This window comes from Clostridium mobile (assembly GCF_018918285.1).
GTDB lineage: Bacteria > Bacillota > Clostridia > Clostridiales > Clostridiaceae > Clostridium_AW > Clostridium_AW mobile.
Map to the genome: position 1 here is coordinate 995355 of NZ_JAHLQF010000002.1, position 15948 is coordinate 1011302.

14 protein-coding genes, 1 pseudogene and 1 other annotated feature (1 of these 16 cut by a window edge) are annotated in these 15948 nt (G+C 30.3%); of the genes and pseudogenes, 14 read left to right on the forward strand and 1 reads right to left on the reverse strand.

All coding sequences use genetic code 11. From position 1 onward, the window contains the following. Positions 1–18 (forward strand) — a binding site (T-box leader); it begins 193 nt to the left of the window's first position. 91 nt (positions 19–109) lie between these two features. The 5 genes and pseudogenes from argS (at position 110) to pflA (ending at position 6261) form a co-directional block, all read left to right on the forward strand. Next, positions 110–1801, forward strand: a complete 1692-nt coding sequence (gene argS / locus KQI86_RS10935; RefSeq protein ID WP_216439362.1) for an arginine--tRNA ligase — start codon at positions 110–112, stop codon at positions 1799–1801. Between the two features lie 108 nt (positions 1802–1909). Beyond that, complete coding sequence (locus KQI86_RS10940; RefSeq protein WP_216439364.1) at positions 1910–2707, forward strand: ribonuclease H-like domain-containing protein; 798 nt, start codon at positions 1910–1912, stop codon at positions 2705–2707. A 47-nt stretch (positions 2708–2754) separates the two neighbouring features. After that, positions 2755–3117: pseudogene (locus tag KQI86_RS10945) on the forward strand (CBS domain-containing protein). Between the two features lie 215 nt (positions 3118–3332). Continuing rightward, a complete protein-coding gene (gene pflB / locus KQI86_RS10950; protein ID WP_216439365.1) occupies positions 3333–5555 on the forward strand; it encodes a formate C-acetyltransferase in 2223 nt (740 codons plus the stop codon). Between the two features lies 1 nt (position 5556). Next, a complete protein-coding gene (gene pflA / locus KQI86_RS10955; RefSeq protein WP_216439558.1) occupies positions 5557–6261 on the forward strand; it encodes a pyruvate formate-lyase-activating protein in 705 nt (234 codons plus the stop codon). A gap of 9 nt (positions 6262–6270) precedes the next feature. Here pflA and KQI86_RS10960 read toward each other — a convergent pair whose 3' ends face one another. Continuing rightward, a complete protein-coding gene (locus KQI86_RS10960) occupies positions 6271–6426 on the reverse strand; it encodes a FeoB-associated Cys-rich membrane protein (protein ID WP_216439366.1) in 156 nt (51 codons plus the stop codon). Positions 6427–6664: 238 nt separating this feature from the next. Between KQI86_RS10960 and KQI86_RS10965 the strand changes: the two genes are divergently transcribed. The 9 genes from KQI86_RS10965 (at position 6665) to KQI86_RS11005 (ending at position 15917) form a co-directional block, all read left to right on the forward strand. Then, a complete protein-coding gene (locus KQI86_RS10965) occupies positions 6665–7093 on the forward strand; it encodes a PilZ domain-containing protein (RefSeq protein WP_216439367.1) in 429 nt (142 codons plus the stop codon). 112 nt (positions 7094–7205) lie between these two features. Then, entirely contained in the window at positions 7206–7940 is a 735-nt protein-coding gene (locus tag KQI86_RS10970) for an HAD-IB family hydrolase (protein WP_216439369.1), read from the forward strand. A 44-nt stretch (positions 7941–7984) separates the two neighbouring features. After that, on the forward strand, positions 7985–8599 hold the full coding sequence (locus KQI86_RS10975) for a ribonuclease H-like domain-containing protein (RefSeq protein ID WP_216439559.1): 615 nt from the start codon (positions 7985–7987) through the stop codon (positions 8597–8599). Positions 8600–8635: 36 nt separating this feature from the next. Beyond that, positions 8636–9328 carry a FadR/GntR family transcriptional regulator gene (locus tag KQI86_RS10980; RefSeq protein ID WP_216439371.1) on the forward strand — a complete coding sequence of 231 codons (693 nt, stop codon included), beginning with the start codon at positions 8636–8638 and terminating at the stop codon, positions 9326–9328. Between the two features lie 250 nt (positions 9329–9578). Next, positions 9579–11105, forward strand: a complete 1527-nt coding sequence (locus KQI86_RS10985; protein WP_216439376.1) for an L-lactate permease — start codon at positions 9579–9581, stop codon at positions 11103–11105. Positions 11106–11132: 27 nt separating this feature from the next. Then, positions 11133–12404, forward strand: a complete 1272-nt coding sequence (larA, locus tag KQI86_RS10990; RefSeq protein WP_216439377.1) for a nickel-dependent lactate racemase — start codon at positions 11133–11135, stop codon at positions 12402–12404. Between the two features lie 75 nt (positions 12405–12479). Continuing rightward, the gene (locus KQI86_RS10995) at positions 12480–13268 is read left to right on the forward strand and encodes an electron transfer flavoprotein subunit beta/FixA family protein (RefSeq protein ID WP_216439560.1); all 789 of its coding nucleotides are present in this window, start codon (positions 12480–12482) and stop codon (positions 13266–13268) included. 19 nt (positions 13269–13287) lie between these two features. Further along, positions 13288–14487 (forward strand): electron transfer flavoprotein subunit alpha/FixB family protein, encoded by a 1200-nt coding sequence (locus KQI86_RS11000; RefSeq protein ID WP_216439378.1) that lies wholly within the window; start codon positions 13288–13290, stop codon positions 14485–14487. A gap of 20 nt (positions 14488–14507) precedes the next feature. Continuing rightward, a complete protein-coding gene (locus tag KQI86_RS11005; protein ID WP_216439380.1) occupies positions 14508–15917 on the forward strand; it encodes an FAD-binding oxidoreductase in 1410 nt (469 codons plus the stop codon). Positions 15918–15948 lie beyond the last annotated feature (31 nt).

The window sequence follows — 15948 nt, forward strand, 5'->3', positions numbered from 1 at the left end:
AATTTAGCCGTCTCTTTTATTTAAGAGAGGCTTTTTTGTTTTTTGAACTAATAGTAAATAATTAAAAGTAATTAATAAAAATAAATCAATAAAAAGGGAGGAATAAATAATGGATTTTAAAAAGTTAGTAGCAGAGAGGATTTCTGAAAATATAGAATTACCTATTGAAAAGGTTGAAGAATTTATAGAAATACCACCTAAAGCAGATATGGGAGACTTTGCTTTTCCTTGTTTTCAATTAGCAAAAACCTTAAGAAAATCTCCAAATGCAATAGCAAGTGAACTAAAGGAAAAAATAAATAAAGATGGGTTTGAAAAAATCGAAAGTCTAGGACCTTACTTGAATTTTTTTGTAGATAAAGAGGTGTTTGCAAAAAATACTTTAGAAAAAGTGATAAGTGAAGGGGAAAAATATGGACACACTAACGTAGGAGAAGGTAAAAATGTAGCTTTAGAGTATTCATCTCCTAATATTGCAAAACCATTCCACGTTGGACATTTATTTAGTACTGCTATCGGTAACTCCTTATATAAAATAATGAGTTCTCAAGGATATAATTGTATTAGATTAAACCATTTAGGAGATTGGGGAACACAATTTGGTAAACTAATTTCAGCATATAAGAGATGGGTAGATGAAGAAGCATTAGAAAAAGAGACTATAAAAGAATTATTAAGAATATATGTAAAATTCCATGATGAAGCAGAAAAAGATCCTTCATTAGAGGAAGAAGGAAGAAGGTATTTTAAAAATCTAGAAGAAGGCTCAGAAGAGGAAACAAAGCTTTGGGAAAGATTTAAAGAGTTAAGCTTAAAAGAGTTTGATAGGGTTTATAAAATGCTAAACGTAGAATTTGATTACTATAATGGGGAGAGCTTCTACGGTGATAAAATGGATGCTGTAGTAGAAGAAATAGATAAAAAAGGATTATTAACTGATAGTAATGGAGCTAAGGTTGTAATGCTAGATGATTATAATATGCCACCATGTATAATAAAGAAATCCGATGGTGCAACAATATATGCCACTCGTGATTTAGCAGCAGCTATATATAGAAAAAATACTTATGATTTCTATAAGAGTATATATGTGGTTGGCCTTGAACAAAGCCTTCACTTTAAACAGATATTTACTACATTAAAGCTTATGGGACATGAATGGGCAGATGATTGCAAACATATAGGATTTGGTCTTGTAAGATTTTCAGATAAAAAACTTTCAACTAGAAGAGGAGAAGTTATATTCTTAGAGGATCTATTAAAAGAGTCCATAGATAAAACCATGGAAGTTATAAAAGAAAAGAATGCGGAATTGGAAAACAAGGAAGAAGTAGCTGAGAAAGTTGGTATAGGGGCTGTAGTATTCACTTACTTGAAGAATAACAGAGAAAGAGATATAGTGTTTAGCTGGAATGAAATGCTAAGTTTCGATGGTGAAACAGGACCTTATATTCAGTATAGTTATGCAAGAGGAAAGAGCATACTAAGAAAATTAGGAACTGTATGTGAAGAAGTAGACTATAGCAAACTATCCTCTAAAGAAGAATTTGAATTAATAAAAACTTTAGAAGGATTTAATAATGCTATAACTTATTCAATAGATAAATTAGAGCCATCCATAGTTACTAGATATGTAATAGATGTAGCGAAAGGATTTAATAAATTCTACAATCTGCACAGCATTATAAATGCTGAAGATGAGGAAACAAAGAAGGCAAGATTAAAGTTAGTTGAAGCAACTTGTATAGTAATTAAGAATGCTTTAGCACTATTAGGTATTGAAGCTGTTGAAAAAATGTAATATAGAATATAGATTTAAAATGGTCTACAATTTTTTGTAGACCATTTTAAATTTAGGCATTATATTGTATAATTATATAGGTTCTAAGATAAAAAATGGAGGATAAATATGATAATTGAAGATAGAAATGTAGGTATAAATATTCCTGCTGAAATATTTAAAGAATATGACCTAGAAGATATAGCTTTTTTTGATATAGAAACCACTGGTTTTAGCAAGGAAGAGGACAAGATTATACTTATATCTGTAGGGAAATATATAGATGGGAATATATATAATGTAAAACAATATTTTGCAGAAAGCATTGAAGATGAAAAAAATATTCTTTTTGAATTTGGAAAAGATATTATAAACTTCAATAAATGGTGTTCCTTCAATGGCATTGCTTTTGATGAGCCTTTTATTAAACATAAATTATATAAAAATAAATTGGAAATTGAGTTGCCAAATGAGCATATAGATTTATATAGGCTTATTAGACCTTACCATAAACAATTAGGATTAAATAGATGTAATTTAAAAACCGTTGAAAAGCATTTAGGTATTGAAAGAAAAGACACTATTGACGGAGGAATTAGTGTAATATTATATAATGAATATCTTAAGAGTAGAGATGAAAACTTAAAGAAAAAGATATTGTTGCATAATTATGAGGATGTTCTTAATTTACCTAAAATATTTAAGTTGATATATAGAATGGATAATAACTGTGAGTTGGTGAGAGAGAATCCTATAACGGATAAACAAGCGAAATATTTGATGTTTTTGTTAAAAAAGCATAATATAGATATAGAGATAGATTTAAGTAAAATATCAAAAAGAGCGGCATGTAGATTAATTGATAGTATTATAAAAGGGGAAAAAAACTTAGAATTTTTAGAGGGCATTATAAAAAATAGTTATTAAGAGGAGCATTATTAAAGGGGGGTGTTTTTGTGCCAATAAAAGATATTATGGTGTCAAATTTAATAACTTTAAAACCTGAAGACACAGTTGAATAAGCCTTAAAGTTGATGAATCAAAAGAAAATAAACGGAGCACCAGTGGTAGATGACTTAGGAAAGCTTCTAGGAATGATAGTAAAGGCGGATATTTACAGGTTTTTAATGGAAGAGGGACATTATGATACTTGTCCAGTAGATTGGGTTATGACGAAAAAAGTTGTGGCAGCATCACCAAATGATGATTTAGTAGGAGTTGCAAAGAAGTTAAGAGAACATAATATTATTGCTATTCCTGTAGTAGAAGAAGACAATACATTAAAAGGTATACTTACGGTGGAGGATATAGTAGATTATTTTTTAAATGAAAACTAGAACAAAATTGAATTTAATAATATGCTGTGATAAAGTAAAAAACAGAGTAAATTAGTAAGAGAGTTAAGCTAATTTACTTTGTTTTATTTATTTGCCATTATATGACGAACGATATATTTATAAAATAAAATAATATATGTTATAATGTGAATGATTGATAAACAACAACACTATAATATACGCAATGAATTTTCTGCACACAAAGGAGGAAATATATGAATAGACAATGGCAAGATTTTAAACTAGGAGATTGGAATAATAAAGTAAATGTAAGAGACTTTATTCAAAGTAATTATGCCCCTTATTATGGAGATGATAGTTTTTTAAAGGGAGCAAGCAAAAAAACTCAAGAAGTATGGGATATAAGTAGTAAATTAATTATAGAAGAATTGAAGAAAGGTATATTAGATGTAGATAGGGAAACTGTGTCAGGAATAGATTCTTGTAAAGCTGGATATATAAAAAAAGACAGTGAAGTTATTGTTGGATTACAGACGGATTCACCACTAAAAAGAATGATCAATCCTTATGGTGGAGTTAGAATGGTAAAACAAGCTTTAGATGAATATGGATACCATATAGATAATAAGATTGAAGAAATATTTACTAAATATAGAAAAACTCATAATCAGGGAGTTTTTGACGCTTATACTGATGAGATGAGAAAAGCTAGAAGTGCAGGTGTTTTAACAGGGTTGCCAGATGCCTATGGTAGAGGAAGAATTATAGGTGATTATAGAAGAATACCTCTTTATGGAATAAATTTTTTAATTAGTGAAAAGAAAACTGAATTAGAGAAAATTAAAGGTACAATGTTAGATGAAAAAATTAGATTGAGAGAAGAGGTTAGCGAACAGATTAAAGCCTTAGAAAAAATGAAAACTATGGCATTGTCCTATGGTATAGATATATCAAATCCTGCTGAAAATGCTAAAGAAGCCGTTCAATTTATATATTTTGGTTATTTGGCAGGAGTTAAAGAAAATAATGGTGCAGCCATGTCTTTGGGAAGGACAAGTACCTTTATAGACATATATATAGAAAGGGACTTAAAAAAGGGAATCATAACAGAAGAAGAAGCTCAAGAGATAATAGATCAATTTGTAATTAAATTAAGACTTATAAGACATTTAAGGACTCCTGAATATAATGAGTTGTTTGGTGGGGATCCTAATTGGATTACTGAATCAATTGGAGGAATGGGGTTAGATGGAAGAACATTAGTAACTAAAACCTCCTTTAGATTTTTACATACACTTATAAATTTGAATCCAGCTCCAGAGCCAAACATGACCGTTTTATGGTCTGAAGCCTTGCCAGAAAGCTTTAAAAAGTTTTGTGCAAAGATGTCTATAATAACGGATTCCATACAATATGAAAATGATGATATTATGAGACCTATATATGGAGATGATTATGGTATAGCTTGCTGTGTTTCAGCTATGAAAATGGGGAAGGAAATGCAGTTTTTTGGAGCAAGATGCAATATAGCTAAAGCGCTACTGCTTGCTATTAATGGAGGAAGAGATGAAGTAAAAGGTAGTGTAGTTGTGCCTGAAATAGAAAAACTAGAGGATGAGATATTAGATTATAGTAAAGTTTATTATAATTATAGTAAGGTTTTAGAGTACTTAGCAGAGCTTTATGTAAATACTATGAATACTATACACTTTATGCATGATAAGTATGCTTATGAGGCTTCACAAATGGCCCTACATGATATTTATGTAGGAAGACTTATGGCTTTTGGTATAGCAGGGTTGTCCGTTGCTATTGATTCACTTAGTGCCATAAAGTATGCTAAAGTAAAACCTATAAGAAAAAATGGATTAGTAGTGGATTTTGAAACAGAAGGAAACTTTCCTAAATACGGAAATGATGATGATAGAGTAGATAATATTGGGGTGGAATTAGTAAAGAAATTTTCAGAAGAGCTTAAGAAACATCCAACATACAGAAATGCAAGACACACCCTTTCAGTATTAACAATTACATCAAATGTAATGTATGGAAAGAAGACTGGCTCTACTCCAGATGGAAGAAAAATAGGAGAACCTTTATCTCCAGGAGCAAATCCAATGCATGGCAGGGATAAAGAGGGAGCATTAGCTTCATTGAATTCTGTTGCTAAAATACCTTATTGTCACTGTGAAGATGGAGTTTCTAATACTTTCTCTATAGTTCCTAAAGCCTTAGGCATGAATTTAGAAAATAGAATTGAGAACTTGGTATCCATTATGGATGGATATTTCCTACAAGGTGCTCACCATCTAAATGTTAATGTACTAAATAGAGAGACATTAATAGATGCTATGGAACACCCAGATAAATACCCTACATTGACAGTAAGAGTATCTGGATATGCGGTTAATTTCAATAGACTATCGAAAGAACAGCAAGAAGAGGTTATAAGGAGAACCTTCCATGATAGAATGTAAAATGGGAAGGATTCACTCAATTGAAACTATGGGATTAGTTGATGGACCTGGAATAAGAACTGTTGTGTTTTTTCAAGGGTGTCATTTAAATTGTGTATACTGTCATAATCCTGACACATGGAATGTAAAAGAAGGATACGATATAAGCTCTAAGGACTTAGTTAATAAAATAATTAGATATAAGCCATATTATAGAAAATCTAATGGAGGGGTAACTCTATCTGGCGGTGAGTGTCTATTGCAAGAAGACTTTCTTATAGAGGTTCTAAAAAAGTGTAAAAAAGAAGGTATACATACAGCAATCGATACTTCAGGGTATGGAAAAGGAAATTATGATGAAATTTTAAAATACACAGATTTAGTTATATTAGATATAAAACATGTAGATGATGATGGATACAGAGAGATTACAAGTTATGGAATTGAAGAGCTGGAGAGATTTATTAAATCACTAAATAAAAATAGCTGCAGTGTTTGGATAAGGCATGTAGTTATTCCAGGAATTACGGACAATGAGGAGCATATATTAAAATTAAAAGAAAAAATAAGTAATATAAAAAATTTAGAAAAGATAGAACTACTTCCTTACCATAGTATGGGGGAATATAAATATGAGCAATTGAAGATTCCATATAAGCTTAAAGGAATAAAAGATATAGATGATGAATTAATAATAAAGTTAGATAAGATAATAAATAAAAAGTAAGGATAGTGTTTATACACTATCCTTATTTTTGTCTTCATAGATTGGGCAATTTGAAGAACAGCTTCCGCAACTGCATCCACCAGAAGACTTTTTCTTTATGTTTCTATATAATATATAGATAGCAGAAAAGGCTATTACAGCTGTAATAACAATTTCAGGGAACATATTTATCACCATCCCGTAAAATTAAAATTCCTATATTATGCATCTAAAATAATACTATTAAGATTATCAAATTCAAAGAAAAATGAATTTGATAATCATTATCATTTATATTTTAAATATAATATTTTTTTAACGTAAAGTCAATAACAAAGTGCTGGTTTTTTCATATGATAGATTATATAATAGTATTAAAAATGACACTATAGTTTTATTTTTGACATAAGGTGGTAATGCGACTTTGAAAATTTATAAAAATGGTAAATATATATATATAAATGATGACAAAGAAAATAATGACAGAGATAATAATATTGATAAAAATAATGATATTAATAGTGATAAAGATAAAAAAGGAAAAATTAGTATAGATATATATTATCCTAGAGTAAATGATAAGAGTGTGTATGAGCAATATAAGTCTAGAGAACCCGTCATGAAAATTATAAATATGTCTTCTACAAAGCTTACCATATTAAGTAAAGTTTTTCTTAATACAGGAGATTTTATCAACTTTTCTTTAGCTTTAAGAGATTACCCATCCTTTTGGTGTTTATGTGAGGTAAAGAATATAAAATTTCAAGATGAGTATTGTGAAACAGAATGCCAGTTTTATTCACTTACAATGGAACAAATAAATAGTATTAAACAATATATAAATAGTATATAACTGACTATATAGAGTAGAATATAATATTAATAAGGTGTATAATGAAAGGTGGAATTTAACATAAATTCTACCTTTTATTTACTGTGCATAATAAATTTATGGAGGAAATAATATGAAAAATATTGTAGCATTTTTCGATATAGATGGTACTCTATATAGAGAGGGATTGATTTCTGAAGTATTTAAAAAACTTATAAGATATGAGATAATAAGCTCAGAAAGATGGCATAATGAAGTTAGACCTGAATATGAGAAATGGGATAAAAGACAAGGGAATTATGATAATTATTTATTAAAAATGGCTGGTATATATTTAGAGGCTATAAAAGGGCTTCACAAATATCAAGTAGAAGTTATAGCTAAGAATGTAATATCCCAAAAGGGGGATAGAGTTTATACTTATACGAGAGATAGAATAAAGTGGCATAAAGATCAGGGGCATAAGGTTATAACTATTTCAGGTAGCCCTATAGAATTAGTAAGAGAGATGAGCTTGAAACACGGTTTTGATGATTATAGAGGAACCACATATATTATGGATGATAATGAAATTTACACTGGTGATGTAATACCTATGTGGGATAGCGTTAGCAAACAAAAGGCTATTGAAGAATTAGTACAAAAATATAATATTGATTTAGAAAGCAGCTATGCATATGGAGATACATCAGGAGACTTTTCTATGTTTAAAATGATTAAATATCCTGTTTGTGTGAATCCTACTAGAGAATTGATAAACAAAGTATTAGAAGATAAGGATTTATCAGAAAAAATCAATATAATCGTTGAAAGAAAAGATGTAATATATAATATTAACCCAAGTAATTTAGAGTTACTTATGTTGTAATTTATTAGAAAAGAGTGGTACTAGTGATTATAAGAGAAAAAAATATTAAACTTGATGATATTCTAGATGAATATTGTTTATATGATATTAATAATGCTATATATAAAAATTCCATTTTTTTTGATTTAGAGCATTATGTTTATAAGAAACCCATATGTGTGGGGGTATTTGGAAGTTGCTATTATGATGAAATAACTAATAGTTTAAATATAACTCAATATATGATTGAGAATAAAGAGGACTCAAAAGAAATTTTAAAACTAGCTAAAAAGTATTTCATAAATATGGGGAATTCTAAAAAATATATTGTAACTTTTTCAGGTAATAATGATTTTACAGTTATAAATCATTTATTTAAAAAATATAAAATTGATATTGATATAAGTGATTATTTTATTCATGTGGATTTACAAAAGGAATATGAGAAGATTAAAAAGACAAGTATAGGACTTAAAGCGTTAGAGAAAGAATTTAACATTGATAGGGAAAGTGAATTAATAAGTGGCCAAAACTTAGCAAAAACTTTTGGTAAGATAGTGAAGGATAGAGATTATATTAACAGAATGCCTAATGAAAAAATAGAGAAAATACTTCTATACAATGAACAGGATGTAGTTAGTCTTTTTTATATGAGTGTTAGTTGGTTAAAAATAATATAGAATGTACTATTTATTGATAAAGAAAGGAATGACATTATGTTTACTCCAATAAAAAATACAAAAGTTTATGAACAAGTTATTGAACAAATTAAAGATATGATAAATAAAGGCATATTAAAAAAAGGAGATAAACTACCTTCTGAAAGAGATTTGGTTGAAAAGTTGCAAGTGAGCAGAACATCTATAAGGGAAGCTTTAAGAGCACTTGAAATAATAGGACTTATAGAATCAAGGCAAGGAGAAGGAAACTTTGTAAAGAGTAACTTTGAAAATAATTTATTCGAACCATTATCAATAATGTTTATACTTGAGAAAAGCGATCCTATGGATATATTAGAGCTTAGAAAAATAATAGAAAAAGAAACTGCTACTTTAGCAGCTACAAGAATATCAGAAGATGAGCTTACTGAATTAAGAGATCTAATAGATAAATTTAAAAATCTTGATGAAGATGAGGAAATGGTAAAAGCTGATAGAGAATTTCATTATAAAATAGCTCAAGTGTCTAAAAATTTTTTAATCCTTAGCATATTAAATGCAATATCATCCTTGATGGAAATTTTTATAGAGAATGCTAGAAGAAATATATTAATAAATACAGATAATAAAGAGCTATTAGTAAAGCAGCATGAAGATATATATATTGCTTTAAGTGAACATGATCCAGAAAAAGCTCTAAAGGCCATGAGTATACATTTAGAAACTATAAATGAATACATGTCAAAATAAGAAAAACTAAGCATGTTGTTATAAAAATAACAATGTACTTAGTTTTTTTATGTGAAATAATAAAATTTAAAATTTTCAGAAATCAATTATGCGTAGATAGCTCTTTAGATATGTGGCAGAACATCATTTCCCCTGATATGAAATTAATGTTAATATATTAACCATTATAGAAATATTTAAAATATTGTGATATTATTATGGTGTAACTGGTAATACCATATTACCACAATACCAGTAAGGGGGATTAGAGATGAATGAATACTTATTATTTTTAGTTGCACTGATACCTATAGCTTGGCTTATGATATCTTTAGGTGCACTAAAAATGGAGGGGCACAAAACTTGTTTTCTTACTTTATTAATTACTTTAATACTGGCTATAGTTTTCTGGAAGATGCCTGCCTTAGATGCAGTGACTGCAGCACTAGAGGGAGTAGCTTTAGGACTTTGGCCAATAATGTTAGTTATTATAGCAGCAGTATTTACTTATAATGTATCTGTTCATACTAAAAGTATGGAACTAATAAAGAAAATGATGATAAACATTTCAACAGATAAAAGAATATTAGTTTTAATTTTAGCTTGGGGTTTTGGAGGTTTTTTAGAAGCCATAGCAGGTTTCGGAACCGCTGTAGCTATACCGGCTAGCATAATGGCTGCATTAGGCTTTGATCCAGTATTTGCTGCAATAATATGTTTAATTGCTAATACAGCTCCTACAGCTTTTGGAGCTATAGGCATCCCTGTAAGTACTCTTGCTCAAATTACATCATTAGATGTTAATCTTTTAAGTTATACCGTTACAATTTTCTTAACTCCTGTCATAATACTCATTCCAATTATATTAGTAATGTTAACAGAAAAGACCATAAAGGGAATAAAAGGTGTGGTAGCGATAACTTTGGTATCTGGGATAAGCTTTGCAATTCCTCAAATGTTTATAGCCAAGCATATGGGAGCGGATCTTCCATCAATTGTAGGAAGTGTATCCTCTATGATATGTACCATTATTATGGCAAAGGTATTTTATAAAGAGAAATCTTCTCCAAGTGATAAAAGTATTACATTTAAAAGTATAGTATTAGCTTGGTTACCATTTATATTAGTCTTTCTATTTATAATTTTTACTAGTCCATTATTTCCAAAGGTAAATGAATTTTTATCTACTATACAAACATCTGTATATATCTATACCGGTGAAGGAGCTAAACCATTTACATTTCTATGGTTGGCTACTCCTGGGACATTAATAATCATAGCTACTTTTATAGGTGGAGCTATACAAGGAGCAAAATTTAAAGATATGTTTCACATTTTAATGAAAACCTTTAAACAGATGAGTAAGTCATTTATAACCATACTATCCATAGTAGCTTTAGCAAAGGTTATGGGATATAGCGGCATGATTAAATCTATAGCAACAATACTTGTGCAGGTAACAGGAAAATATTATCCACTGATATCCCCTGTAATAGGTGCAATGGGAACCTTTGTTACAGGAAGTGATACCTCATGTAATGTATTGTTTGGAGGTTTACAGGTAGAGGTGGCTAAAAGTTTAAATTTAAGTCCTTATTGGCTTGCAGCTGCAAATACCGGTGGAGCAACTGCTGGGAAAATGATATCTCCTCAAAGTATAGCAGTAGCTACAGCAGCTACAGGACTCGTAGGGGCAGAAGGTAAAATTTTAAATGCAACATTTAAGATTTGTATATTCTATGTAATCATTTTAGGCTTAATAGCATATTTTGCTGCACCCTTATTTAATATAATCTAAAAATAATTTTAAAAGGTGGTTGTTTTAATGGAAATAAAAATACCTTATTGGAAAAAACATTTAAGCGTCAATATACCAGAGAAGAATTTAGTAGCCATACTGGAATCTAAGGCAGATTCTTATATAGTGGAAAAAAGTCAACAGGAAATAATTAATGAAGCATTGGATAATCCTATAGAAAGTCCTTTGTTAGAGGATTTGGTAAAAGAAAAAAATAATATGGTTATTATAACTAGTGATCACACTCGACCTGTGCCAAGTAAAGTAACTCTTCCTATATTACTGAAAAGGATTAGAGCAGTTAATCCAGATATAAAAATAAAAATACTTATAGCAACTGGATTTCATAGACCAACTACTAAAGAGGAGCTTATAGATAAGTTTGGAGAAGAAATTGTTAAAAATGAAGAGCTAGTTATGCATATATCAACGGATAAAGATAGCATGGTTAAGATGGGAATACTTCCTTCTGGAGGAGAGCTATATTTAAATAAGGTGGCAATAGAGACTGAACTTTTAATAGCAGAAGGATTTATTGAATCCCATTTCTTTGCAGGATTTTCTGGAGGAAGAAAAAGTGTATTACCAGGAATAGCATCCGCTGAAACTATCATGGCAAACCATTGTTCCGAATTTATAGCAAGCTCTAATGCTAGAACTGGAATCTTAAATAAAAATCCAATTCATGAAGATATGCTATACGCAGCTAAAGTGGCAAAGCTTGCTTTTATATTAAATGTAGTGCTGGACCATGATAAGAAAGTAATACATGCAGTAGCAGGTCATAGTGAATATGCACATAAAAAAGGCTGTGAATTTGTGGAGAAATTATCCACAGTAAAAAAGGTAGACGCGGATATTGTAATTACAAGTAATGGGGGATATCCTTTAGATCAAAATGTATATCAATCTGTAAAGGGAATGACAGCAGCAGAAGCTACTTGTAGTGAAGGTGGAGTAATTATTATGGTTGCTTCCTGTAGCGATGGACATGGAGGACAGGCTTTTTACGATAATTTAGCTAATGCTAAATCTCCTAAGGAGGTTTTAGATAAGGTAATTAAAATACCAAGAAATAAGACCATTCCAGATCAGTGGGAGTTTCAAATATTATCAAGAATTTTAGATAAATTTACTGTAATAATGGTTACAGATATGTGTGATCCAAATTTAATAAAAAATATGCATATGCAACATGCGTTTACTATAGAAGAAGCTTTAAAGAGAGCCTTTGAGATAAAAGGAGAAAATGCCAAAGTAGCAGTTATTCCAGACGGTGTAGCGGTAGTAGTTAAATAATATACAAATATATTTTAATATATTCACTATAAGTATAAAATTATCACAAAATCTATAATATTGGAGGTAATAATGATGAACATGTTAGTATGTATTAAACAGGTTCCAGGAACTTCAAAAGTAGAAGTTGATCCAGTTACAGGGGTGTTAAAGAGAGATGGTATAGATTCAAAGATGAATCCCTATGATTTATATGCACTTGAAACTGCATTAATGCTTAAGGAAAAGCATGGTGGTGAGATTAAGGTAATAACTATGGGACCACCACAAGCTGGAGAAATAATTAAAGAAGCATATGCCATGGGGGCAGATGAGGGAGTTATTTTATCCGACAGAAGATTTGCCGGGGCGGATGTGCTTGCAACCTCATACACTTTGTCCCAGGGAGTAAAAAAGATGGATGAATTCGATATTGTAATTTGTGGGAAACAAACTACTGATGGAGATACAGCACAGGTTGGACCAGAAATGGCAGAATATTTAAATATACCTCATATTGCAAATGTATTAAAAATATTAGAAGTAAAGGATAATTCAATAGTTGTAGAAATGGATATGCCGGATACTATAGAAGTTGCAGAAATTAAATTTCCTTGTTTGCTCACAGTTGAAAAAGATATTTTTGAGCCAAGACTTCCTTCATATAAGAGGAAGAAAAATACAGAAAATAGAGAAATTAAATTTTATTCATTAGATAATTTTGAGGATAAAGATGAAAAGAAGTATGGACTTAGCGGTTCTCCAACTCAAGTTGAAAGGATTTTTCCACCGGCTGTGAATGATCATAAAGAAATTTGGCGAGGAAGTGCTGAAGAGTTAAGTGATAGAATATTTAAGGCATTAAAAGAATCGAAATTTATATAGTTTAAAAGGGGGAATATACATGGGAAAATTAATGATAAACCAGAGCATGTTGAATGATAAAATTATAAAGGAACTTATAGATATATGCCCATTTAAAGCTTTTGAAGAGAACAATGGAGAGCTTTCTATAAATGCTGCCTGTAAAATGTGTAAATTATGCATAAAAAAAGGACCAGAAGGTGTTGTTGAATTTGTAGAAGAGGAAGTTAAAACCATTGATAAAAGTAAATGGAGAGGAATTGCTGTTTATGTAGATCATATGGATGGAGAAATACATCCTGTTACTTTTGAACTAATAGGAAAGGCTAGAGAATTAGCAGGAAAAATAAATCATCCTGTTTATGCAGTGTTTATAGGAGGAGATATAGAAAAAAAGGCTGAAGAATTATTACATTATGGTATAGATGAAGTGTTTGTATACGATGATAATGAATTGAAGGATTTTAAAATAGAACCATATACAGCAGCTTTTGAAGATTTTATAAACAGAGTAAAACCTTCTTCAGTATTGGTAGGAGCAACTACCATAGGAAGATCTTTAGCGCCAAGAGTAGCAGCTAGGTTTAGAACTGGCCTTACAGCGGATTGTACAGTTTTAGATATGAAAGAAAATACTGATCTAGTTCAAATAAGACCTGCTTTTGGTGGTAATATAATGGCACAAATAATAACTCCAAATAATAGACCGCAATTTTGTACTGTAAGATATAAAATAATGGATGCACCAGAGAGAACAAAAGAAAAAAGCGGAAGAATTAATTTATGCAATATAGATAAAGAAGAATTACATTCTGATATAAATGTTTTAAAAGTAACTAAAAAAGAAAAAGAAGTTAGTATATCAGAGGCTGATGTAATTGTAGTAGCTGGAAGAGCAATAAAGTCAGAAAAAGATATGGATATGATTAAAGAACTTGCTGATTTATTAGGAGGGCAAGTAGCCGTTACTAGACCTCTAATAGAAGCTGGTTGGGCTGATGCAAAGAAACAAATAGGGTTAAGTGGTAGAACTGTAAAGCCAAAGCTTATAATTACCTGTGGAGTATCCGGTTCTGTTCAATTTGTAGCAGGAATGAATAACTCGGAACAGATATTTGCCATAAATAAAGATCCAAATTCTTCGATATTTGATGTGGCTCACTATGGAATAGTAGGAGATTTATATGAAATAGTACCTAAACTTATAGAAAATATAAAAGAACATGGAAGATTGGCTTAACAAGTAAAGGAGGATTTGTTATGAAGAATTGTAATAATTATAAAAAAGTAGATAGTAAAGATATAGATATTTTAACATCTATAGTTGGTAAGGATAGAATATTTATAGGTAATAATATAAGTGAAGATTTTAGCCATGATGAGCTTGGTGGCATAGAAAATATGCCTGACGTTTTAATGGAAGTTTTAAGCACAGAAGAAGTTTCTAAAATAATGAAATATGCTTATGAAAATAACATATCAGTAGTTGCCAGAGGATCTGGTACAGGACTTGTTGGAGCATCTGTTCCTATACATGGAGGAATAATGATAAATCTTTCGCCTATGAACAAAATATTAGAATTGGATGAGGATAACTTAACTCTAACTGTAGAACCAGGAGTCTTACTAATGGAGATAGGTAAATTTGTAGAGGAGAATGATCTATTCTACCCACCAGATCCAGGTGAAAAATCTGCAACTATAGGAGGGAATATAAGCACAAATGCCGGTGGAATGAGGGCTGTTAAATATGGAGTAACTAGAGATTATGTAAGAGGTCTTGAGATAGTATTACCAGATGGTACTATTATGGATCTTGGAGGAAAAGTTGTAAAGAATAGCTCAGGATATAGTTTAAAGGATTTAATATGTGGATCAGAGGGAACTTTGGCTATTGTTACTAAGGCTATATTAAAACTTTTACCATTACCTAAAAAAGCTATAACCCTTTTGATACCCTTTGAAGATTTAAATAAGGCTATAGAAACTGTTCCTAAGATAATAAAGTCAAAGTCAATTCCAACTTCCATAGAATTTATGGAAAGAGATGTTATTTTGGCTGCAGAGGAGTTTTTAGGCAAAAAATTTCCTGATAATTCAGCCCATGCATATTTAATACTAAATTTTGATGGAAATAGTAAGGAAGATATAGAAAGAGATTATGAAAATGTAGCTCAGATATGTTTGGAGAATGGAGCTATAGATGTGTTAATTGCGGATACTGATGAAAGAAAAGAAGCTATATGGTCTGCTAGAGGAGCTTTCTTAGAGGCTATAAAAGCTTCTACAACTGAAATGGATGAATGCGATGTATGCGTTCCAAGGAATGAAATAGCAGAGTTTATAAAGTACACTTATGAACTTCAAGATGAGTTTAATATACGTATCAAGAATTTTGGCCATGCAGGGGATGGAAATTTACACATCTATATATTAAGAGATGATTTATCAGAAGAGCAGTGGAAAGATAAACTGAATAAAGTATTCAAATGTATGTATGATAGATCTAGGGAATTAAATGGACAAGTTTCAGGAGAGCATGGTATAGGATTCGCTAAGAAACAATATTTATTTCAGTCTATAGGAGAAGAACAAAGGGAGTTAATGAAGAGAGTAAAATTAGCATTTGATCCAAAGAATATATTAAATCCAGGGAAAGTATGTGAATAAAATAAAAAAAGGTAGATCATCATGATCTACC

Excerpts from the sequence above, each read along its gene's own strand:
- argS (WP_216439362.1), top strand. The coding sequence starts at position 110 with ATGGATTTTAAAAAGTTAGTAGCAGAGAGGATTTCTGAAAATATAGAA.
- KQI86_RS10940 (WP_216439364.1), top strand. The coding sequence starts at position 1,910 with ATGATAATTGAAGATAGAAATGTAGGTATAAATATTCCTGCTGAAATA.
- pflB (WP_216439365.1), top strand. The coding sequence starts at position 3,333 with ATGAATAGACAATGGCAAGATTTTAAACTAGGAGATTGGAATAATAAA.
- pflA (WP_216439558.1), top strand. The coding sequence starts at position 5,557 with ATGGGAAGGATTCACTCAATTGAAACTATGGGATTAGTTGATGGACCT.
- KQI86_RS10960 (WP_216439366.1), bottom strand. The coding sequence starts at position 6,426 with ATGTTCCCTGAAATTGTTATTACAGCTGTAATAGCCTTTTCTGCTATC.
- KQI86_RS10970 (WP_216439369.1), top strand. The coding sequence starts at position 7,206 with ATGAAAAATATTGTAGCATTTTTCGATATAGATGGTACTCTATATAGA.
- KQI86_RS10980 (WP_216439371.1), top strand. The coding sequence starts at position 8,636 with ATGTTTACTCCAATAAAAAATACAAAAGTTTATGAACAAGTTATTGAA.
- KQI86_RS10985 (WP_216439376.1), top strand. The coding sequence starts at position 9,579 with ATGAATGAATACTTATTATTTTTAGTTGCACTGATACCTATAGCTTGG.
- larA (WP_216439377.1), top strand. The coding sequence starts at position 11,133 with ATGGAAATAAAAATACCTTATTGGAAAAAACATTTAAGCGTCAATATA.
- KQI86_RS10995 (WP_216439560.1), top strand. The coding sequence starts at position 12,480 with ATGAACATGTTAGTATGTATTAAACAGGTTCCAGGAACTTCAAAAGTA.
- KQI86_RS11000 (WP_216439378.1), top strand. The coding sequence starts at position 13,288 with ATGGGAAAATTAATGATAAACCAGAGCATGTTGAATGATAAAATTATA.
- KQI86_RS11005 (WP_216439380.1), top strand. The coding sequence starts at position 14,508 with ATGAAGAATTGTAATAATTATAAAAAAGTAGATAGTAAAGATATAGAT.